This window comes from Salinicola corii, from assembly GCF_008298015.1.
GTDB lineage: Bacteria > Pseudomonadota > Gammaproteobacteria > Pseudomonadales > Halomonadaceae > Salinicola > Salinicola corii.
The window spans coordinates 133,688-153,857 of sequence record NZ_VTPX01000008.1 but is presented as its reverse complement, the minus strand read 5'-3'; the positions used below and the strand labels follow the sequence as shown (position 1 = coordinate 153,857).

The window sequence follows — 20,170 nt, the reverse complement described above, 5'->3', positions numbered from 1 at the left end:
ACGGCTTGGCGAACGGCTACGACGCGGTGATACCCCAGGCAAACGGATCGTTTTCGTCGATCAGCAGCGTGGCATCGGCGGTCATGTAGGCGCTGCCGGTGATGAAAGGACGCACAAGCCTTTGCGCCTCGTCTTCCCATTCGTAGCGCCCCTCGAAGCGGCTGCCGGTGATGCTGGCCTGGACCCAGGTCTCGCCGGGGGCCAGCTTGCCGTCCGCCGCCAGGCAGGCCAGCTTGGCGCTGGTGCCGGTGCCGCAGGGGGAGCGGTCGTAGGCCTTGCCGGGACAGAACACGAAATTGCGGCTATTGGCTGGATTTTCAGTGCCAGTATCGTCGGCAAACAGCTCGATATGGTCGATGTGACCGCCGTTCTCGCCGCTGATCGCCTGTGCGTCCAGCGCCTGGCGGATCGCCCAGGTAAAGGCCGTCAGGGCTTCCTCGTTGGCCAGGGTTACCGTCTGGTCGTGCTCGCCTACCAGGAAGAACCAGTTGCCGCCCCAGGCGATATCGCCATGCACCACACCGTAGCCGGGCACCTCTACCGGGACGCGCTGGCGATAGCGGTAGGCGGGCACGTTGCGCACCGTCACCGCGCCGTCTTCGTGCAGCGTGGCGTTGACCGGGCCGACGGTGGTATCGATCCTGTGGTCGCCGGGCTGGATCATCCCGAGATGATGCAGCGATGCCACCAGGCCGATCGTGCCGTGACCGCACATGCCCAGATAGCCTGAGTTGTTGAAGAAGATCACCCCGCAGGTCGCGCCCAACGTGACGGGCTCGCAGTAGAGCGCGCCGACCAGCACATCGTTGCCCCGCGGTTCGAGCAGGCAGGCGCGCCGCCAGTGGTCGTGGGACTCCCGCAGCGCGTCGCGCTTCTCGACGAGGGTGCCACCCGGCAGCGCCGGGAAGCCGCTCATGACCAGGCGTGTCGGCTCTCCCCCGGTGTGGGAATCGATGACATGGATGCGCTGCATGCGTATTTCCTCCGATCCGGGTGGCCCCGCAGGACGTTGAGTGCTGCGGGTATTGTAGATTTTATACAATCATCATGGCGCGATGGGAAGCGCACCGCGCGAGAAATGGGGAGCGATTTTTTGACGTCGCGCAACGGCGGCCACAAAAAAGCCGGCGCTGGAGGGCGCCGGCAAGAGGGAGAGAACGCGCGAGGCGCTCGAGGAGACAGAACGGACGCCTATGAGGCAATGGCCGCTGTGACCGAGGCGCGTCGCATCGCCATGGCGTAGAAAGTCGCGCCCAGGGCACCGCCGATGAAGACCGAGAAGTGTCCCAGGTCACCCAGCGGCAGGAAGTTGATCACGATGCCGATCAGCGATGCGGCGACCACGGCCTTCACCGCCGCCGGGTTGAAACCGTTGCGATACCAGTAGGGGCCGTCGGGGTCGACGCTGAACAGGGCGTCCACATCGATCTCGCCCCGGCGGATACGGTAGTAGTCCATGATCAGGATGCCGTAGAGCGGGCCGATGGCGGCCGCCAGCAGATCGACGGTGTAGTGGATGATCTCCGGGTTGCTGAATAGGTTCCACGGGGTCAGGAAGATCGAGCCGACGGCGGCGATGAAGCCGCCGGTGCGAAAGCTGATCTTGCTGGGGGCCATGTTGGAGAAGTCGAATGCCGGCGCGACGAAGTTGGCGACGATGTTGATGCCGATCGTCGTCGTCACGAAGGTTGCGGCCCCCAGTACGGCAACGAAGGTGTTGTCGAGACGCGAGACGGTCTCGATCGGGTCGTCGATCATCTCGCCGAATACCGGGATCGTCGCTGACACCATCATCACCGTGGTCGCCGAGAACACCAGGAAGTTGACCGGCAGGCCCCAGAAATTGCCTCGTTTGACGTCATCGAAGGTGCGCGCATAACGGGTGAAGTCGCCGAAGTTGAGCGTCGGACCGGCAAAATAGCCGGCGACGATGGCGGCCGCGATCACCATCTGCCAGAGTTGCTCGCCGGGAGAGAGCTGAATGTCGCTCAGGGTAAAGCTGATATTGGACCAGCCCGCCTGCCACACCAGCCAGGCGGCGAGCGCGAACATCACCACATAGACCGCAGGGCCGCTCCAGTCGATGAAGCGTCGGATCGAATCCATGCCGCGCCAGAACACGATCGCCTGCAGGCCCCACAGCAGCATGAAGCTGATCCAGCCCAGATAGGAGAGGCCAAGAAAGCTGGGGCCGGCCAGCGATTCCATGCCGGGAAAAAGGCGCAGGATCACGATGGTCAGGGCGTTGGAGGCCAAATAGGTCTGGATGCCGTACCACACCACAGCGATCAGGCCACGAATCATCGCCGGAATGTTGGCACCCAGCACGCCGAACGAGAGCCGGCAGATGACCGGGAACGGCACTGCGGCTTTCTGGCTCGGTCTGGCCATCAGGTTGGCGAAGATCTGTACGATACAGATACCGATCAACAGCGAGATCAACACCTGCCAGCCGGCCAGGCCGAGCGCAAACAGGCTGGCGGCGACGACATAGCCACCGACGCTATGCACGTCGGAAAGCCAGAAGGCGAGAATGTTGTACCAGTTCCAGTTCTGCGTATTTGGTGCGAGGTCGGCGTTGTAGAGCCGGTCGCTATACTGACGTGGTGAATGGTGCGGTTGCTGTGGCATGGCGAACGCCCTCCGCGGGGCCGTCTTGTGATTGTGATTCGCATTTTTTGTATACAAGATGCGTGCCATGTCCGCCATCCACGAACAGTAGAAGAGCGTCGTAATGGGGCGGTGATCAGCCGGCTCGGGGGAATTACGCCCGCGTTCAGGCCTTTAGGTCAGCCAGGATCGGTCGGTGTTCAGCGATTCCGAGGCAACGTTGGGTCGAAAGCTGGGCTGACGACAGAGCGCTACGGAGATTCGGGCCACTCGGAAACGCACGGTTGATGCGCGGCTGCCACCGTTTTGCACCAAGCAAGTGCAAGAAAGAATGATATTTTTGTATACGATATATCTGAGTTGGTGATCGAACAGAGGATAGAGGAGAAAAGACGATGCTGGAACTGAAGGCTCGGAAGCTGACCCCGGCAGCCTTCGCCGCGTTCGGTGAAGTGATCGACTCGCGTGGCAGCGAGTCGTTCCCGATCAACAACGGCCGCACACGGCGTCATCATGCGCTGGCCAAGGTCGATATCCGTGACACCACGACACCACCGCTGATCAGCGTGTTCGTCAGTCAACCGGTTTCGCTACCGCTGGAGGTCGAGCTGCTCGAGCGCCACCCGCTGGGCAGCCAGGCGTTCGTGCCGCTGCACGAAGAGCGCTTCATCGTGGTCGTGGCGCCGCCGGGCGACGCTATCGACCCGAGAGAGGTTCGTGCCTTCGTCACCGACTGCCGCCAGGGTGTCAACTACCGCGCCGGTACCTGGCATGCGATCCATTCGGTGCTGGAAAGAGAGGGAGAGTTTCTGGTCGTCGACCGCGGCGGTGCCGACAACCTCGACGAGCGCGAGATGAGGATTCGGGTGGTGGTGCCTTAGCGAGCCGTTGGCGCGAAGAACTGGCGATCCATGTCGGGTCGGTCGATGTCTGAGAGTTCGAAAAGCATCTCCCGCACATGCTCGAGATGCTCGCTCATGCTGCTTTCGGCCAGTGTCGGATCGCGCCGGGAGAGCGCATCGAGAATGCGCCGATGGTCCGGCACCCAGTAGTTGAGCTGTTGCTTGTTCTCGATATGGGACTGCAGCTTCTGCCACATCGGCGATTTTTCCCGATATTTCCACAGCTGATGGACCGTGGCGATAAGCAGACTGTTCTGCGTTGCCTCGGCGACCCCCAGGTGAAACTCGAAATCCCCCCGCCCCTGGTAGATGCCTTGCTCGAACTCCTGGGTCTCCAGCGCCAGGGCGGTCTCCAGGCGAGCGATATCGCGTGGACCCGCCGTGCGTGCGGCGAGCCGAGCGATGCTGCTCTCGAGAATCTGGCGCGCCTGCAGCAGTTCGAATGGACCTATGTCGTGGTCGAGCTCTTCATTGGCATCGCCCCCCTCTACCACGTGAACGCCTGAACCCTTTCGGATCTCGACCTTGCCCTTGACCTCGAGCATGATCAGCGCCTCGCGGATCACGGTACGGCTGACGTCGTAGGCCTCGCACAGGTTCTTTTCCGAAGGCAGCCGGCCGCTGGTGGCAAACTCGCCGGCATTCAGACGGGCGAGCAGATGTTCGCCCACCTGTCTGTAGAGGCGCGATCCGCCACCCGCGAAGAAATCGATTCCTTCCATAACCCTTCTTTCATCCACTCGTGCATTACGCGCAGTGTAGCGTTTTCTGGAGATGTCATACAGATCTTGGCCGTCTGTCGAGCCAAATGGTCGGTTCTCGATGATGTGCCTTTTCGGCCACCGCTCCAGCGGCCATTGTGTTGACTCCATTTGTGTATTATAAATAATTACAACATGTATTATATGTTGAGTGATTAGAAGACAACATCAATAAAGGCCCTGTCATGTCACGCTCCCGAACCCAACGTGTCCTGTGGTTGCTGATGGCGGTCGTCATCGCCATGACCGCCACGCCGATCGTCATTCTTGCCAACCGTGTCACCCCATCGCCGCTGGGTATTCCATTCTTCCTGCTGTGGTGCGGGGCGGTACCGCTGCTGCTATGGATTCTCATGGTATTGCATAGCCGTGTGTCCTCCCTGGAAGGGGAAAGCGAATCATGACGGCGTTGATTGGCATCTCCATCGTCCTCGTCCTGACCCTGGGGGTCGGGCTTGCGCCCGCGTTTAGCCGCAAGGCGAAACAGGCGCTAAGCGTCAACGAGTACTTTCTCGGCTCGCGGGGCATGGGGCCGGTGGTGCTTTTCTTCACATCAATGGCGACCTGGTACAGCTCGTCGCTGTTTCTCGGTGCGGTGGCGGAGGTCTATGCCAAGGGCATCGGCTGGATCTTCGCGTTCACGTCGACCGCGATTTCCGGTCTCGTCTTCTATTTCATCGCGCCCCGCATGCAGGCGCTGGGGCAGCGCCACCGGTTCGTGACGCAAGCCGATTTCTTCGCGCATCGATTCGACAGCCGGTTGCTGGGACTTCTCGTCGGGCTCGTGGGAACGGTCTGCATGATCCCCTACATCACCATTCAGGTGGTCGGGGTCGGATTGATCTTCGAGATCTTTACCGACGGCCTGGTACCGTTCTGGCTGGGCGCGCTGATCGCCGTGGCAGTTTGCGCACTGTTCATCTATTTCGGTGGCATGACTTCCGTCGCCTGGACCGATGTCCTGCTCGGCATCGTTTTCGTGACCAGCATCTGGTTCGTCGTCGGCATGATCCTCTTCGATGCCTTCGGCGGGTTCGGCAGCTTCTTCGAAGCGGCGCGTACGCGTGTTCCCGAATTGTTGACCCTGCCTGGACCGAAGAATCTCGAGTGGGGGTACTTCCTGTCCCAGACCTGGGTCATCGGACTCGGCGGATACATGTGGCCGCATCTCTACATGCGCATGGTCGCCGCACGCTCCGCGCGTGACGCCCGTCGCGTCGGTTCGCTGATCACATTGGCCTCGGTGCCCAGCCAGTTACCCGTCGTGCTGGGGGCGCTCGCCGCCGCTATTCTGATTCCCTCCCTGGCGAGCCCCGATACGGCACTGATCTCGCTGATCGGCGACTATGCACCCCTCTGGACCATCGCCATCCTGGGCGCCGGCGGTATCGCCGCATCGCTGTCGACGATCAACAGTCTCGCCCACTCCCAGGGGGTGACAGTGGCGCAGGATCTCTATCTGCGATTGGTCAAGAAGCGTCCATCGGAATCCCGGATCATTGCCGTTTCCCGCGCGTTCGTGCTGATCACCTGCGTGATCGCCTATGCGGCGGCGCTGACCAAGCCGACCTTCCTCTGGACGATTCTGGCGAATACCTACAGCGGTGTGATCCAGTTCTTCCCGCTGATGATCGCCGCCTTGTTCTGGTCGAAGGCGACCAAGCAGGGAGCGATCGCCGCGCTGATCGTCGGACTGGTCACCGCGCTGCTGTTCTCCTATGTCATCGGTACGCCGTGGGGCATTGTCGCTCCCGCCTGGGGCTTCGTCGCCAATGTGTTGACGCTGATCGGCGTCAGCCTGATCACTCAGCCCGCCCGTGAGGGAGTCGGGGTAACCACCGTAAGCCGGGAGGCGACATGAGTTCGAACCTGAGAAAACGAATCGATGGCCAGCGGGTGGTTGAACTGACGCGCCGTTTGATCGAGAGGGAAAGCGAAAATCCTCCCGGTAACGAGGCGAGCGTAGGCAATGTCGTTGCCAGTTTCTGCGAACGGCTGGGTCTGGAAGTGACGCGCCAGCCGGTGGCGGGTGACCGGTTCAACGTGATCGCTCGGTTGCCAGGGCACAACCGGAACCACAGCTTCGCCTACAACGGCCATCTCGACGTGGTGCCGGCTGGCCCTGCCGAACTCTGGACCACGCCAGCGTTTACGCCCGAAATCCGCGGTGGCCGTCTGTACGGGCGCGGCGCCTGCGACATGAAGGGCTCGGTCGCGGCGTTCATGCACGTGCTCGAGTGCCTGATCGACCAGGACGAGCCACCGGCGGTGGATATCGTCTTCACGGCGGTAATCGACGAAGAGAAGAGCAACAAGGGCATCAAGGCGTTGCTGGACAGCGGGTTCCATGCCGACTGGTGCGTGGTTGGCGAACCGACCGGTATGGATATCGCGATAGGGCATCGCGGCGTGATCGCGTTCGAGCTGGTCATGGACGGCGTTGCCTGTCATGCGGCGCAGTCGCAGCATGGCGCCAATGCGCTCTACCATGCCGTCGAAGCGGTTCAGGCGATTCGCGACCTGGACAGGCGATGGCAGCAGCAGCGATCCAACGACGTGCTCGGCCAGAGCCGGCTTCAGGTCACCGGATGCCAGAGTGGCGTCAAGGTCAACGTCATCCCGGCCCGGGCGAGCCTGCAGATCGATGGCCGCCTGGCCTGCGGCGAAACCGAAGCCCAGGTGCGCGACGCTCTGGAAGCCGAACTCTCGCGTCTGCAAGCCGCCGGCAGCATCGAGGGCTGGCAACTGAAACAGACGACTTTCTGCCCCTCCGGCCTGACACCGGCCGATGCGACCATCAGCCGGCAATGCGCGAGCGCCGTGGAGCGGGTTCGCGGTGTGACGCCTCGGCGCTACGCCTTCGAAGCGACCTGCGAGGCCGCTTTTCTCATGGAGGCCGGCATCAAGACGCTGATCATCGGCCCGGGCTCGATCGCCCAGGCCCATCAGGCCGACGAATTCGTCGCTCTGGATCAGCTCGAAATGGCGGCACTCAGCTACGCCCAGATCATCGACTCCCTCGACGAGGTCATTTTTTCGCATGCCTGATCACCCTACGACTCTCGACGAACTGCTGACCCCGGAAGTCATCGTGCGTCGCGATATCCTGAACGCGACCATCGACCGAATGGAGCGCCGGCTCGCCGATGCCGGCGTTGCGCATCGTCCTCATATCAAGACGCACAAAAGCGCGGATATCGCGCTGCGCCAACAGCAGGCCGGTGCCCGAGGCATCACCACTTCCAGCATCGGCGAAGCCGAAGTCATGGCGGATCACGGCCTCAAGGACATCCTGATCGCCTACCCGATCATCGGTGAGCGCAACCGTCGGCGCCTGGTTGCCCTGGCCCCACGACTGCACCGACTGATCGTGTCGATCAACTCGCTGGAGGCGTTGGAGAACGTTGCCGCGGCAGCCGCCGAGGCCGGCCGGGTCATCGAACTCTATCTCGAGATCGACGTGGGCATTCACCGCGGCGAGCTGCCACCGGACGAGCGCGTGCTGGCTGTCGCCCGGCGCGCCAGCGACCTGGCATCGGTTCGGATATCCGGGCTGCAGGGCTACGCCGGACAGTGCTACGCGCCCGCGAGTCGCGAGGCGCGCATCGCCGTCGCCCAGGAGGCGCTGAAGACGCTAAAGTCGATAAGAACGTTGCTGGCGGAGGCGGGAATCGTCGTCGACACGTTGTCCATCGGTTCCTCCATGGAGGCGTTGATGATCGAAGCACTGCCCGGCGCCACCGAAGTCCGGGCCGGCAACTATGTGCTGGGCGATCGAGGCATCCTCGATGTCGGCGAGGTCACCCCGGCGCAGTGCGCCCAGCGTGTGTTGACGACGGTCATTGCGCAGCAGGAGCCGGGCTACGCCATTCTCGATGCTGGCTCCAAGACGCTGACCAGCGATGGCGCCAAGCACGGCGAGGGACATGGCCATGTCGTATCCATGCCGGATGCGACGATCACCCATCTCAACGAGGAGCATGGTTTCCTGCGCTACGATCCCTCCCTTCACCGCCTCGCGATCGGCGATCGGCTCGAGATCATCCCCAACCACTGCTGCGTCGTTCCCAATCTCAAGGATCGCCTGGTGCTGTGCGAGGGCAGCGACATCGTCGGCGAGATAACCGTCCACGCTCGCGGCGTCTGCTACTGAGCCCGATCTTGCATGTCGGGCTTGGCCTTTTGCGTGACGCAGGCCCGCTATATCCATCAGGAGAGCAACTTATGAATATCAAACGTTATGGCGTCGAGGGCGGCGTCGGCACCGGCGGCCAGAAACTGCCGTTCGCCCGCGCCACCGAAGCCGCCGGCTGGCTGTTCGTCTCCGGCCAGACCCCGATGACCGACGGCGAAGTCGTCGAAGGCAGCATCGTCGAGCAGTCGCGGCTGGCCTTCGCCAACTGCCTGAAGATCGCCGAGGAGGCCGGCTATGGTGTCGAGGACGTCGTCCACGTCACCGCGGTGCTGACCGACGCGCGCTACTTCAGCTCGTTCAACAAGGTGTTCAAGGAAGTGTTCGGCGACCATCCCCCGGCGCGGATCTGCAGCGTTCAGGACCTGGTGGTGGACTGCAAGGTGGAAGTGGACATCAAGTGCTATCGCGCGGACCGGGCGTGAATGCGGTGACCGCTACAAGAATGCCACCCCGATGGGGTGGCGTTTTCGTTGGTGCCGACGGTTCCGTATCAGACCGACTTGCCGCTGAGCACGCTGGCGGGGTCCTCCTCCAGTTCCATGCGTTCGCGCTCGTCGTCGATGATCTTGAGCGCCTGCTCCGGTGTCACCTTCGAGGCGGGCGTGACCAGGCTGACCACGACGCCCGCGATTAGCGCCACCAGGACGGCGGGGATGCTGGGATTGCCCCAGAAGGCCGTCAAGCTGTCCACGTTGATCACTGCCAGCGAGGTCGCCGACGCGGCGATCAGGGTGGCGATGGCGCCCTGCCAGTTGTAGCGTGGCCAGAAGCGCCCCAGCACGCCACAGACGAACATCCCCGCCATCACCGTGGCGATCATGCTGGTGATGTAGCTGATGACGTTGTTGGAGGTCAGTGCGAACAGCAGCGCCAGGCCGATGGTGGCGACCAGCGCCAGTCGCGACAGACCCACGACCTTGCGGGCCGACGGCGTATGGCCGGTGAACAGCACGTAGACATCACGCAGCAGGATCGAGACGCCGGCGATGGCATCGGAGCTCGCGCTGGACATGGTCGCCGACAGCCCCGCGACCAGCAGCAGCAGGCCCAGCCACAGCGGCAAGATCTCGGTGGCCAGGAACGGGAAGGCGAAGTTGCTGTTGTCGAGCCCGGGATTCAGGGCGTGGGTCGCCATGCCGATGATCGCCGGGATGATCGAGAAGAACAGATAGAGGATGCCGGTGATCACGAACGACTTGCGCACCGAACTGACCGAGTTGCCCGAGTAGATCCGCTGGCGGTAGGAGGGGGTCGCCAGCACGCCGACGGCGATGACGGCGGCGAGCGAGATCGCCGGTACCAGCCCGACCTTGTCGATGCCCAGGAAGCTGATGGCGGCGACATCCATGTTGGCGCCGAGACCGGAGAAGCCGCCGACCTCGAACAGCGCGATGATCGCCATCACGATGAAACCGATGAACAGGACCACCGCCTGCACGGTATCGGTCCAGATCACCGCCATGTAGCCACCGATCACGCAGTAGACACCGAAGCCCAGTGCCACCAGGATACGTGCCGTGGTCAGATCGATCCCCGCCATCCACGACAGATAGAGCCCGCCGCCGAGGATATGCGCGCCCAGCCAGCCGATACAGGCGATGTAGATCAAAACCGCGACGATGTTGCGCACCCAGCGATTGGCGCCGACGTAGTAGGAAAGCTCCTCGCTCATGGTCATGAAGCGGAAGCGGCGCACCGGGGCGAACCAGAACGCCAGCAACAGCACGCCAATGGAGCCGCCGATGCCATAGAGCGCGCCGGCCCAGCCGTTGGCGTAGCCGAAACCCACGGCGCCCATGCTGGAACCGGTGCCGACCATGGTGGCCACCGTGGTGCCGATAGTGAGGAAGATCGGGACACTACGCCCGCCGAGCAGGAAATCGTCGCCGGTGCCGCGGCTCTTGCGAGAGACCCAGGCACCGAATGCGATCATCACGATCACATAAACGATGAAGGCCCCGAGGAAAACGTGACTGTTCATAACGACCTCTTATAATTGTCGTTCCGGTCGTTGCCGCGACCGGAGCAGTGTGGAATGTCATGGCCTATGAGGTTTTTCACTGCGGTCGCGCCCTTGCCGGGGCGCGGCCACCTTTCTTTCTCACGCCTTTTCCGGCGTCTGTTTCTTTTCTGCGAGTGTCAGTGGATCGGCGCTGCACCGAAGCGCCACGAGCTTCGAAACTAGGCGCGATCGGCGCGATAGCACTTGATGTCCACCTCAACCTTGCAGTCGACGACCAGGTCCTGAACGCTGCAGATCCGCGCCGGGGGATGATCGCCGAACACTTCCTTGAACACCTTGTTGAACGAGCTGAAGTAGCGCGCGTCGGTGAGTACCGCGGTGACGTGGACCACGTCCTCGACGCCATAGCCGGCCTCCTCGGCGATCTTCAGGCAGTTGGCGAAGGCCAGCCGCGACTGCTCGACGATGCTGCCCTCGACGACTTCGCCGTCGGTCATCGGCGTCTGGCCGGAGACGAACAGCCAGCCGGCCGCTTCGGTGGCGCGGGCGAAGGGCAGTTTCTGGCCGCCGGTGCCGACGCCGCCCTCGACGCCATAACGTTTGATGCTCATACGGTTTTCTCCTGGGTTGTCTCAATGATCGGGTGGGTAATGCGAATGAAAAATCATGATGCGGTGCGGGAAGGCCGGGCCGACAGCCGGACCTGGCGCCGCAGCAGTCGTCCGGCCCGATGTTCGCTGGCCTCGCCCTGGCGGTAGCTGACCACGCCGTTGACGACGACCAGCTCGATGCCGCTCGCCTTGGCGATCGGCGCGGTGTAGGTCGCGGTGTCCTCGAGAGCGTCGAGATCGAACAGCACCAGATCGGCGAAGGCGCCGACGCGGATCTCGCCGCGATCGGTGAGGCCGAAGTTGGCGGCGGAAAGCCCGGTCATCTTGCGCACCGCTTCGGTCAGCGGCAGCAGTTTCAGGTCGCGGCTGTAGTGGGCGAGTACCCGCGGGAAGGCACCCCACAGCCGCGGATGCGGGTGCGGATCGTTGGGCAGGCCGTCGGAGCCGACCATCGACAACGGATGCGACAGCACCTGACGCATGTCCGCCTCGCTCATGTTGTGATAGACGGCACCGGCCGGCTGCAGACGCCGGGCCGCGTCCATCAGCGACAGCTCCCACTGCTCGGCGATCGCCTTCAGCGGCTGGCGCGCCATCTCCGGGTGCGGGTCGGACCAGGTGATGAAGATGTCGATCTCGTCGGTGACCTGGCCCAGATCCAGTGTCGAGGAGCCGGCGGTGTACGGGTAGCAGTCGCAGTGCACGCCGTGGGAGAGCGCGGCGTCGTCGAGCTTCGCCAGCGCCCTGGGCGCATTGCCCCAGTTGCCGGCACCGGCGCATTTGAGGTGCGAGATCACCAGCGGCGCCTGACCGTGCCTGGCGGTGGCGAAAGCTTCATCCATTGCTTCTGGGAGCCCGGCGAACTCGTCACGGAGATGCGTGGTGTAGACGCCGCCGGCGCGGCCGACTGCCTCGACGAGCGCGTTCATCTCGGCGATGGGGGCGTGATAGGCGTTGCGGTAGGCGAGCCCGGAGCTCATGCCCACGGCGCCTTCGGCCAGCGCCGTCTCCAGCTGCTTGCGCATGGCGGCGATCTCGTCGTCGCTGGCGGCCCGATCGAAGCGGTCCATGACCTGGCTGCGCAGGCTGGTATGGCCGATCAGCGCCGCGACGTTGACGCTGGGTTGCGCCTGCTCGATTGCCTCGGCGTAGGCGGCGAAGGTCGGGTAGCGGAAATCCTCCGCCCGGCCGAGAAGGTTCATCGGGTCCGGCACTTCGCCGGAAAGTCGCACCGGGCTGGCGCTGATGCCGCAGTTGCCGACCACCACCGTGGTGACGCCCTGGGACAGCTTGGGGAGCATCTGGGGGGTGCGGATGACGTTGGTGTCGTCGTGGGTATGCACATCGATGAAACCGGGGGCGAGAATCAGCCCTTCGGCATCGATGATCGTTCCCGCCTCCTCATCGTCCAGGTCGCCGATGGCGACGATCCGGTCGTCGTCGATCGCGATATCGGCGATGAAGGGCTCGCGTCCGCTGCCGTCGATGACGCTGGCGCGGCGAATCAACAAGTCGTGAGGCATGGTGGCTCCCGGGTTCTCAATCCCCCAGCGGCTGGCGATTGTCGCCGCCGCGATGGGCATCGAGGGTGATCTTGAGTCGCCGCAGCTTGTCGCGGGTGCGCGAGCGATGGCGCAGTGCCAGGCCGAGGGCCAGCATGTCGATGGCGGCCATCATGGCGTAGCGCGACGACGACGGAAAATAGATGTAGTCGGTCTCGCGGGCGGCCAGCGGCAGCGTGATATCGGCGACCTTGGCCAGTGGCGAACCGGTGGCGGTAATCGCCAGGACGCGCGCGCCGTATTCACGCGCCAGCTCCGCGGCATCATTGATTTCCGGCGTGTAGCCGGTCACCGAGAGCGCGACGACCACATCGTCGGGTTCCAGGGTCGAGGCGACCATGCGCGGCAAGAGCGCTTGCGGATAGGCGCTGATCGCATAGCCGAGGCGGACCAGCCGGAACTGCATCTCCTGCGCCATCACCGTCGAACCGCCGCCGGCGCCGAACACCAGAATCTGGCGGGCGTCGTCGAGCATCGCCACCGCGCCCTCGACATCCGCCTGCTCCATCAGCGTGCGGTTGAGCGCCAGGGTCTGGGCGGCGGTGTCGTAGATCACCCCCAGGCCATCGTCCTCGCTGGCTTCCTGGATGAAACGGCGGCCGGCCGCCAGCGCCCGGGTCAGGCGGGTCTTGAGATCGCGCACGTTGCGGCAGTCCACCGCACGGGCGAAGCGGGTCACCGTGGCATCGCTCACCGCAGCGCGCCTGGCGATCTCGCCGATGCTTGCCTCGGCGACGAAGTCGATATCGTCGAAGATCAGATTGGCGACCTTCTTCTCCGCCTCGCGCAGGCTCGGCAGACAGGCGGTGATATGCGACAGGATGTCGATCTGCTGGCTCACGTGGCTTTCCTTCGACGTCACTTCGGGGATGCTCTTCCTGGTCTGGTACTTTCTAACTCAAAAATATTGTAGTTGAAAGTTATTACCTTTCAGTAGCGCAAAATCCCGCCCAAAGTCTTAGGTAATACCACTGCCGGGCGGCCCGCCCGAGAGGCTCGAACGGGCCGGCAGTCAGGAAGCGCTAGAACGACGAGGTCTTGAGAAACGCCTGCAGGCGCGGCGACTCGGGATTCAGGAACAGCCGCTGGGGCGGGCCCTGTTCGGCGATCCGACCATCCTCCATGAACACGACCTTGTCGGAGACGTCCCGCGCGAAGCGCATTTCATGCGTGACCAGCACCATGGTCATGCCCTCTTGGGCGAGGGATCGAATCGTCTCCAGCACTTCGCCGACGCGCTCCGGGTCGAGTGCGGACGTGGCTTCATCGAACAGCATCACCTTGGGACTCATGGCGATGGCCCTGGCGATGGCCACGCGCTGCTGTTGACCGCCGGAGAGCTGGGAAGGGCGATGATCCCGCCGCTTGAGCATGCCCACCCGGTCTAGCCAGTGATCCGCCAGCTCGACCGCCTGGGGCCTGGGCATGCCACGCACCTTGGTCAGGCCGAGCGTGACGTTATCCAGCGCGCTCATGTGCGGAAACAGATTGAAGGCCTGGAACACCATGCCGGTCATCGCTCGCTGACGTGCGACTTCCCGTTCGCCGATGCGGACCCGCTGGCCACGCCGGAGGTGGTAGCCAATCGCCTCGCCGCCGATCAGCACGTCGCCCCGATGAAACTCCTCGAGCAGGTTGAGGCAGCGCAGCAGGGTAGTCTTGCCGGAACCGCTGGCGCCGATGATCGAGACGACCTCGCCCTCGGCGACCGTGAAATCGATGCCCTTCAGTACCTCGAGTTCGCCGAAACGCTTGTGTAGATCGCGCACTTCCACGATAGGGGTCATACCGTTCTCCTCGTCGGTTGGTCGAGACGCCGACCGATGAAACGCCCGACCTGCTCGATGGCGAAGTCGATCAGGAAATAGATCACCCCGGCCAGCAGGTAGAACTGCATGTTGAGAAAGTTGTTGCTGATGATCTGCTGGGTGGTGAGCAGAAGCTCGGCGACACCGATCACCGACAGCAGCGTCGAGGCCTTGACCATCTCCACCGCGGCGGTGATCCAGGTCGGCAGGGCGTAGCGCAACGCCTGGGGGAACAGGATGTAGCGAAAGATGCCGTCAAAGGTAAGGCCGATGGCGCGGCCGGCCTCGATCTGGCCGCGCGACAACGACTGCAGGGCGCCACGCAGTATCTCGCCGACATGGGAGGCGCAGAACAGCGTGAGCGCCAGCGCGCCGGCCTGGAAAGCGTTGAAATTCAGGCCCACGGCGGCGGAGACGTAGAACGTCGCCAGCACCAGTACCAGCACCGGCGTACCGCGAATGATGTCGATATAGAGCCGGGCCGGCCACCGCAATGGCTTGTTGCCGTAGGTGACGGCAATGCCGATCACGATCCCGAGCACGGTGCCGGTCAGAATGGCGATCAGCGATACCGCGAAGGTGATCGCCGTGCCGTGCAGCAGTGCATCACGGTTGTTCACGACCTCGTTGAAGAAGTAGGTCCAGTCCATATCAGGCTTTCTCCAGCACGAGCCGTTTTTCCATCGCTCTCAGCACCAGCGTGATGGCGTAGCAGCAGACGATGTAGAGCAGCGACGCCACGAGCCAGACTTCGATGACCCGGAAGGTCTCGGAGTTGATCTTGCGGGCATAGAACGTCAGCTCGGGAACCGCGATGGTGGCCGCCAGCGAGGTGTCCTTGAACAGCGAGATGAAGTTGTTGCCGAACGCCGGCAGTGCGTTGCGGAACATGATCGGCAGCACGATGTAGCGCTTGATCCGCAGCGAGGTCAGGCCGATCGCCTGGCCTGCCTCGACCAGGCCCTGGGGAACGCTCAACAGGCCGCCGCGGAAGACCTCCGCCATGTAGGCACTGGCGTAGAGCGACAGGGCCACGACGAAGCTGGTGATCTTGTCCAGCGACAGACCGAGTTGCGGCATGCCGAAGAAGAGAAACAGCACGATCACCAGGATCGGCAGGTTTCGGAGGATCGAAATCCAGGTGAAGGCCAGGCTGCGTAGCCAGCGGCTGGGAGCGCGACTGGCGAAGGCCACGACCAGCCCCAGCACGGAGCCGATGGCGATCGATACCAGCGCCAGCAGCAGGCCGAGACCGATGCCGCTCAGCAGCAACGGCCACTGCTCCAGGATGGGGGCGAAGTTGAAGTGATAGTTCATGTCAGTCCATCCGCTCGGGGAAGCGGTTCGGGAGAGCGTTGCCGGGCGAGAGGTTGCCCGGCAACGTCGGCGGGGTCAGGAGGGTTAGCGCATTTCGGCGGGGAAGCCGGTCTGCGGTGCGGGAGGACGTTCGCCGAACCACTGTTCGAACGCATCGGCATAGCGCTGGAACTCGACCCCGTACATGGCTTCCTCGAGGGTGGTGTTGACGAAGTTCAACCAGCGCTGGTCATCCGGCGAGACGGCGCAGGCGTAGGACTGCGGATTCCAGCTGTAGCCGGCGTCGATGTAGCGCCCGGCGTTGTTCTTCATGTACCACTTCAACGTCGACAGATCGGTGGCCACGGCATTGGCGCGACGTGAGTTGAGCGCCTGGTAGATCAGGTTCTGGCTCTCGTACTGGTCGACCTCGGCTTCCGGCAGGGCCTGATGGACCATCTCCTCGGCATAGACGTTCTGAAGCACGGCGACCGTGATGTCGCTGCCGGCAGCCTTGAGCGCATCATAGTCGGCGTAGTCGCTACCCTTGAGCATCAGCAGGCCGACGCCTTCCCGATAGTAGGGCACGGTGAAGGCGACCTGTTGGGCGCGGGCCGCCGTGACCGTCATCCCCTGGCAGGAGATATCGACCTTGTTGGTCAGCAGGTTGGGGATGCGGGCATCCGAGGACTGATTGACGAAACGGACCTTGCTCGGATCGTTGAACAGGCCCTGGGCCAGGATGTGGCCGATATCGGCATCGAAACCGACGGTCTGGCCATTGTCGGTGAAGTGCCAGGGCGGATTCGAGCTGCCGGTGCCGACGATCAGTTCGCCGCGATCGAGAACCGTCTGCAGGGTATCGGCCTGGGCAGTCGTGGCGGCAACAGAGGGGATGAGGGCGACCGCCGCAACGGCGCTCAGCGCTTTGAGGATCGTTTTCATGGAGTGGGCTCGTCTTGTTGCTGTTGTTTGTCCGATATATCGGATCGTTGTCCGATTTACCGGATGAATTTATACTGCACCCATCCATCGCCCCTGCGCAAGTGGGTCGTCCAGCTGCCGGCAAGGCCGTTGGACTTGAGTCCAGAGACACGTCAACGAGGTGATATGAGCCGTTCAAGTACCACATCGACTCCCCGAGCCCGGGGCATCGATCGCGTCATCTCCCTGTGCGAACAGCTTCATCTGCATCGTCAACCGATGACGCCGAAGGAGTTGATGGCGGCCACCGGCGCGCCGCGGTCGAGCGTCTACGAGCTGGTCAATCTGCTCAGTGAAGCGGGCTGGCTGGAGACGGAGAGCGACGGCCGGATTTTCTTCGGCCGGGCGATGCACTACTTCGGTCTCGACTATGCCGACCACAATGACCTGCTGCGCCGGGCCCGACCCGTGATGCGCCAGTTGTCGGCACGTTTCGACGAGACCACTCAGCTGTGCATGCTGGATGGTGACAAGTACACCGTGATGCTCAACGAGAATGGCGCCCGGCCTTTTCGTATCAGCTCCGAAGTCGGGGTAAAGGTGCCGATCCCCTGGACCGCATCCGGTCGGGTGCTGCTCGGCGGCATGAGTCGGGAAGCGATGCTGGGACTGATACCGGAGGAAGATTTCGTGCTGCCCAGCGGCGAGCGTATCGATATCGATGGCTTCATCGCCGAGATCGAGTCGACGCGTCGTCGGGGCTACGCCCTGACCGAGGGGCTGGTCGACAGCTTTGCCTGCTGCATGGCCGCGCCCATCCACGAGGGCGCCGGCCCGGCCCAGGCGACGCTCTGTTTCACCATTGGCCGCGACGCCGACGAGGCGCGCCGTGACACCCTGCTCACGGCATTGCGCGAGGCGTCCCGCTCGCTCTCCCGCGAGACCGATACCCGCTGACACCCCCATCCGGAGAACAGATCATGAACAAGACGACTCCCCCTGCGACGCCACAGAAAGGGACCCCACGGTCGACGCCTGCCCAGCTGCTGGCGGACGTGCCGCTGCCGGCGGCGGCGATACTCGAGACGCCGCTGGCCCACAACCTGGCGTGGATGCAGCGCTTCGCCGATGACCATGGCGCCAAGCTCGCCCCTCACGGCAAGACCACCATGGCACCCAAGCTGTTCCAGCGTCAGATCGAGGCGGGTGCCTGGGGCATCACCCTGGCCACGGCGGTGCAGACGGCAGCGGCGCACGCCCATGGCATAGCGCGGGTACTGATGGTCAATCAGCTGGTCGGTCGGCCCAACATGGTGCTGGTGGCGGATGCCATCGAGGCGGGGCTGGAGTACTACTGCGTGGTGGACGGTGCCGACAACGTCCGTGACCTGGGGGCGTTCTTCGCCGACAGGAACCTGACACTGAACGTGCTGATCGAGCTGGGTATCGACGGTGGCCGCTGTGGCTGCCGTACTGCCTCGCAGGTCGACGCGCTGGTGGCGGCGATCGCGGCCGAGCCGGCGCTGGCGCTGGTGGGCATCGAGGGTTACGAGGGCATGATCGGTGGCGACGACGAGATCGCCGCGGTGCGCGCCTATGGCGAGCGACTGGTGGATACCGTCAAGACGCTCCGCGCCAGCGGCGCACTCCAGCGCGAGGCGCCGATCGTCACTGCCTCCGGCTCCAAGTGGTTCGATCTGATCGCCGAGGCGTTCGACAGGGCGGAGCTGCGCGAGCACTACACGCCGGTACTGCGACCGGGCTGTTACGTGGTCCACGATCACAAGCTCTATGCCGGTGCGATGGATGCGATCAAGGCCCGGGATCCGGAGCTCGAGGGTGAACTGAAGCCGGCGCTGGAAGTTTTTGCCCACGTGCAGTCGCTACCCGAGCCGGGCCTGGCGATCATCGCCGTGGGCAAGCGCGATATCGGCCATGAGCCGGACCTGCCGTTGCCGCTCCGTCTCTATCCCCGGCTCGACGCTGGCGCCCCGGCGCCCATCGACATCCGCTCCTGGCGAACGACGAAGATCATGGATCAGCACGTCTTTCTCGAGGTTCCCGGCGAAGCCGAGATCGCGGTTGGCGATGTCATCGCCTTCGGCACTTCGCATCCCTGCCTGACCTTCGACAAGTGGCGACAGCTGCTGCTGGTCGACGACCGGTTGGCGGTGAAGGAGGTGATCGAGACCTGCTTCTGATGCCGGTGTCGCATTCGCCATTAAAAAAGTGGAAATGGTTTCCATAAATATTGACGCCCGGTCGTCGCTCGCTTAACTTGGCATCCATGAGCGGCGACGACGGGTGGGTCTCGTTGTCGGCGGCAACTCCCTGACAGGGTGAAACGCGCGCCGTGCCGATGCGTCGGTTCGGTACTCTCGCGGTTCATCTCCCGAGCGCTCTTCCGTCGGGATGAGACCTAAGAATCATTGACGGAAGTTTGTGGCGAGCCAATGGCTCGCCTTTTTTATATCCCGCCCATCGATGTCCTGCTCGCGCCGGGGCGGGCGCCATGAATTCGCGGGGAAGCATGAGTTCGCGGGGAAGCATGAATTCGCAGGGAAATAAGGAGTAAAACACCGTTCGGTTGTTTCCTCGTCGTGGGTTAAGTCTAATGAAAAGCGCTGACGTCAATTCGACGTATGGCGCGTTTCGACTGCCACAAGAGGCCGACAGTGTGAATCATCAAGGACGAAAGCCCGCTCAGGGACATTCGCGGCGCCTGAGAGTGCTCATGGCAGCCAGCCTGGGCATCGCGGGCCTGACCTGCGCCAGCATGGCGCAGGCCCAACTCGAGGATTTCGAGGTCATGGACAACCCGGCGCAGGCGGAGAAGCCCTTCGAGGGAACCGCCGAGCTGGGCTACAACAAGATCAGCGGCAACAGCAGCAGCGAGAGCCTGCGTGCCGGTGTCGACATGACCTGGTTCCGGCAGGCGTGGTCCTACAGCTTCAAGGCGGCTACCAAGAGCGCCAGCGACAACGACGAGACCTCGGCAGAGGAGTATCTGGTCGCCGGGCGGACGCGCTACAACCTCTCTACCTACAACTACCTGTTCGGTCTGGCCCGCTGGGACAAGGATCGCTTCTCCGGCTACGACTCCCAGTCGACCCTGGCCGGCGGTTACGGGCGCCAGTTGCTGATCGGTCCGCCGCAGTCGCTGGCCGTGGAGATCGGCCCGGGGGTGCGTCACGACGAGTACGAAGATGGCGGCCACGACGACGTCGGCCTGCTCTATGCGGGGCTCGACTACGACTGGCAGTTCTCGGAGACCTCGAAGCTTTCGCAATCGCTGGCGGCCGAGGCCTCCGACGAGAACCTCATCGGGCGCTCGGAAACCGCCTTGACGGTGGCGATGAACGACGCGCTGGCGCTCAAGGTCTCCTACGAGGTCGAGTTCAACGACAGCCCGCCGCCGGGGGCGTCCAGCCAGACCGATACCGCCACGGGGGTGTCGCTGGTCTACAACATGTGATCCGTCGGGCGAGAGACGCGGAACCAGAACGGGGCTTCGGCCCCGTTCTTCATGCCAGTGGGT

The 20,170-nt window shown here is 63.5% G+C and carries 20 protein-coding genes; 9 read left to right on the top strand and 11 right to left on the bottom strand.

From position 1 onward, the window contains the following. Positions 1–16 precede the first annotated feature (16 nt). Both F0A16_RS14720 and F0A16_RS14715 read right to left on the bottom strand, forming a co-directional pair. On the bottom strand, positions 17–973 hold the full coding sequence (locus F0A16_RS14720) for a 4-hydroxyproline epimerase (protein WP_149436152.1): 957 nt from the start codon (positions 971–973) through the stop codon (positions 17–19). A 218-nt stretch (positions 974–1,191) separates the two neighbouring features. Then, complete coding sequence (locus tag F0A16_RS14715) at positions 1,192–2,631, bottom strand: NCS1 family nucleobase:cation symporter-1 (protein ID WP_149436151.1); 1,440 nt, start codon at positions 2,629–2,631, stop codon at positions 1,192–1,194. A gap of 374 nt (positions 2,632–3,005) precedes the next feature. Between F0A16_RS14715 and F0A16_RS14710 the strand changes: the two genes are divergently transcribed. After that, positions 3,006–3,491, top strand: a complete 486-nt coding sequence (locus F0A16_RS14710) for an ureidoglycolate lyase (protein ID WP_149436150.1) — start codon at positions 3,006–3,008, stop codon at positions 3,489–3,491. Here the strand turns inward: F0A16_RS14710 and F0A16_RS14705 are convergent. Further along, positions 3,488–4,234 carry an FCD domain-containing protein gene (locus tag F0A16_RS14705; protein ID WP_187776028.1) on the bottom strand — a complete coding sequence of 249 codons (747 nt, stop codon included), beginning with the start codon at positions 4,232–4,234 and terminating at the stop codon, positions 3,488–3,490. The two genes, F0A16_RS14710 and F0A16_RS14705, sit on opposite strands and share 4 nt — an antisense overlap. 224 nt (positions 4,235–4,458) lie before the next feature. Between F0A16_RS14705 and F0A16_RS14700 the strand changes: the two genes are divergently transcribed. The 5 genes from F0A16_RS14700 to F0A16_RS14680 all read left to right on the top strand — a co-directional run bounded on the left by F0A16_RS14700 (position 4,459) and on the right by F0A16_RS14680 (position 8,890). Continuing rightward, positions 4,459–4,677, top strand: a complete 219-nt coding sequence (locus tag F0A16_RS14700; protein ID WP_149436148.1) for a hypothetical protein — start codon at positions 4,459–4,461, stop codon at positions 4,675–4,677. Next, positions 4,674–6,134, top strand: coding sequence for a sodium:solute symporter family protein (locus tag F0A16_RS14695; RefSeq protein WP_149436147.1), 1,461 nt, complete (start codon positions 4,674–4,676; stop codon positions 6,132–6,134). Before F0A16_RS14700 ends, F0A16_RS14695 begins: the two co-directional genes overlap by 4 nt. Beyond that, positions 6,131–7,321 (top strand): M20 family metallopeptidase, encoded by a 1,191-nt coding sequence (locus F0A16_RS14690; protein WP_149436146.1) that lies wholly within the window; start codon positions 6,131–6,133, stop codon positions 7,319–7,321. The genes F0A16_RS14695 and F0A16_RS14690 overlap by 4 nt, the downstream gene beginning before the upstream one ends. Then, entirely contained in the window at positions 7,314–8,426 is a 1,113-nt protein-coding gene (locus F0A16_RS14685) for an alanine racemase (protein ID WP_149436145.1), read from the top strand. Before F0A16_RS14690 ends, F0A16_RS14685 begins: the two co-directional genes overlap by 8 nt. Before the next feature lie 71 nt (positions 8,427–8,497). Then, positions 8,498–8,890, top strand: coding sequence for a RidA family protein (locus F0A16_RS14680; protein ID WP_149436144.1), 393 nt, complete (start codon positions 8,498–8,500; stop codon positions 8,888–8,890). Positions 8,891–8,958: 68 nt separating this feature from the next. Here the strand turns inward: F0A16_RS14680 and F0A16_RS14675 are convergent, their stop codons facing one another. From F0A16_RS14675 to F0A16_RS14640, 8 genes are all read right to left on the bottom strand, one after another. Beyond that, entirely contained in the window at positions 8,959–10,449 is a 1,491-nt protein-coding gene (locus F0A16_RS14675; RefSeq protein WP_149436143.1) for a sodium:solute symporter family protein, read from the bottom strand. Positions 10,450–10,649: 200 nt separating this feature from the next. Further along, positions 10,650–11,042: a RidA family protein gene (locus tag F0A16_RS14670; RefSeq protein WP_075560924.1), complete on the bottom strand. Its 393-nt coding sequence runs from the start codon at positions 11,040–11,042 to the stop codon at positions 10,650–10,652. A gap of 53 nt (positions 11,043–11,095) precedes the next feature. Beyond that, positions 11,096–12,565, bottom strand: coding sequence for an N-acyl-D-amino-acid deacylase family protein (locus F0A16_RS14665; RefSeq protein WP_149436142.1), 1,470 nt, complete (start codon positions 12,563–12,565; stop codon positions 11,096–11,098). Between the two features lie 16 nt (positions 12,566–12,581). Next, on the bottom strand, positions 12,582–13,445 hold the full coding sequence (locus F0A16_RS14660; protein WP_149436141.1) for a MurR/RpiR family transcriptional regulator: 864 nt from the start codon (positions 13,443–13,445) through the stop codon (positions 12,582–12,584). Between the two features lie 181 nt (positions 13,446–13,626). Further along, positions 13,627–14,391, bottom strand: coding sequence for an amino acid ABC transporter ATP-binding protein (locus F0A16_RS14655; protein WP_149436140.1), 765 nt, complete (start codon positions 14,389–14,391; stop codon positions 13,627–13,629). Next, on the bottom strand, positions 14,388–15,062 hold the full coding sequence (locus F0A16_RS14650) for an amino acid ABC transporter permease (RefSeq protein WP_149436139.1): 675 nt from the start codon (positions 15,060–15,062) through the stop codon (positions 14,388–14,390). Before F0A16_RS14650 ends, F0A16_RS14655 begins: the two co-directional genes overlap by 4 nt. A 1-nt stretch (position 15,063) precedes the next feature. Beyond that, positions 15,064–15,729: an amino acid ABC transporter permease gene (locus F0A16_RS14645; RefSeq protein ID WP_149436138.1), complete on the bottom strand. Its 666-nt coding sequence runs from the start codon at positions 15,727–15,729 to the stop codon at positions 15,064–15,066. Positions 15,730–15,813: 84 nt separating this feature from the next. Continuing rightward, positions 15,814–16,653, bottom strand: a complete 840-nt coding sequence (locus F0A16_RS14640; protein WP_149436137.1) for a transporter substrate-binding domain-containing protein — start codon at positions 16,651–16,653, stop codon at positions 15,814–15,816. Positions 16,654–16,818: 165 nt separating this feature from the next. Here F0A16_RS14640 and F0A16_RS14635 point away from each other — a divergent pair, with 165 nt between their 5' ends. The 3 genes from F0A16_RS14635 to F0A16_RS14625 all read left to right on the top strand — a co-directional run bounded on the left by F0A16_RS14635 (position 16,819) and on the right by F0A16_RS14625 (position 20,107). Further along, a complete protein-coding gene (locus F0A16_RS14635) occupies positions 16,819–17,589 on the top strand; it encodes an IclR family transcriptional regulator (RefSeq protein WP_149436136.1) in 771 nt (256 codons plus the stop codon). Positions 17,590–17,612: 23 nt separating this feature from the next. Then, positions 17,613–18,833: an amino acid deaminase gene (locus F0A16_RS14630; protein WP_149436135.1), complete on the top strand. Its 1,221-nt coding sequence runs from the start codon at positions 17,613–17,615 to the stop codon at positions 18,831–18,833. A gap of 533 nt (positions 18,834–19,366) precedes the next feature. Beyond that, positions 19,367–20,107, top strand: coding sequence for a DUF481 domain-containing protein (locus F0A16_RS14625; protein ID WP_187776027.1), 741 nt, complete (start codon positions 19,367–19,369; stop codon positions 20,105–20,107). Positions 20,108–20,170 lie beyond the last annotated feature (63 nt).

Bases quoted from the DNA above. Each gene is read 5' to 3' on its own strand.
- F0A16_RS14645 (WP_149436138.1), bottom strand. From the start codon at position 15,729: ATGAACTATCACTTCAACTTCGCCCCCATCCTGGAGCAGTGGCCGTTG.
- F0A16_RS14695 (WP_149436147.1), top strand. From the start codon at position 4,674: ATGACGGCGTTGATTGGCATCTCCATCGTCCTCGTCCTGACCCTGGGG.
- F0A16_RS14675 (WP_149436143.1), bottom strand. From the start codon at position 10,449: ATGAACAGTCACGTTTTCCTCGGGGCCTTCATCGTTTATGTGATCGTG.
- F0A16_RS14635 (WP_149436136.1), top strand. From the start codon at position 16,819: ATGAGCCGTTCAAGTACCACATCGACTCCCCGAGCCCGGGGCATCGAT.
- F0A16_RS14680 (WP_149436144.1), top strand. From the start codon at position 8,498: ATGAATATCAAACGTTATGGCGTCGAGGGCGGCGTCGGCACCGGCGGC.
- F0A16_RS14690 (WP_149436146.1), top strand. From the start codon at position 6,131: ATGAGTTCGAACCTGAGAAAACGAATCGATGGCCAGCGGGTGGTTGAA.
- F0A16_RS14670 (WP_075560924.1), bottom strand. From the start codon at position 11,042: ATGAGCATCAAACGTTATGGCGTCGAGGGCGGCGTCGGCACCGGCGGC.
- F0A16_RS14715 (WP_149436151.1), bottom strand. From the start codon at position 2,631: ATGCCACAGCAACCGCACCATTCACCACGTCAGTATAGCGACCGGCTC.
- F0A16_RS14720 (WP_149436152.1), bottom strand. From the start codon at position 973: ATGCAGCGCATCCATGTCATCGATTCCCACACCGGGGGAGAGCCGACA.
- F0A16_RS14655 (WP_149436140.1), bottom strand. From the start codon at position 14,391: ATGACCCCTATCGTGGAAGTGCGCGATCTACACAAGCGTTTCGGCGAA.
- F0A16_RS14630 (WP_149436135.1), top strand. From the start codon at position 17,613: ATGAACAAGACGACTCCCCCTGCGACGCCACAGAAAGGGACCCCACGG.
- F0A16_RS14640 (WP_149436137.1), bottom strand. From the start codon at position 16,653: ATGAAAACGATCCTCAAAGCGCTGAGCGCCGTTGCGGCGGTCGCCCTC.
- F0A16_RS14625 (WP_187776027.1), top strand. From the start codon at position 19,367: ATGGCAGCCAGCCTGGGCATCGCGGGCCTGACCTGCGCCAGCATGGCG.
- F0A16_RS14650 (WP_149436139.1), bottom strand. From the start codon at position 15,062: ATGGACTGGACCTACTTCTTCAACGAGGTCGTGAACAACCGTGATGCA.
- F0A16_RS14705 (WP_187776028.1), bottom strand. From the start codon at position 4,234: ATGGAAGGAATCGATTTCTTCGCGGGTGGCGGATCGCGCCTCTACAGA.
- F0A16_RS14685 (WP_149436145.1), top strand. From the start codon at position 7,314: ATGCCTGATCACCCTACGACTCTCGACGAACTGCTGACCCCGGAAGTC.
- F0A16_RS14665 (WP_149436142.1), bottom strand. From the start codon at position 12,565: ATGCCTCACGACTTGTTGATTCGCCGCGCCAGCGTCATCGACGGCAGC.
- F0A16_RS14710 (WP_149436150.1), top strand. From the start codon at position 3,006: ATGCTGGAACTGAAGGCTCGGAAGCTGACCCCGGCAGCCTTCGCCGCG.
- F0A16_RS14700 (WP_149436148.1), top strand. From the start codon at position 4,459: ATGTCACGCTCCCGAACCCAACGTGTCCTGTGGTTGCTGATGGCGGTC.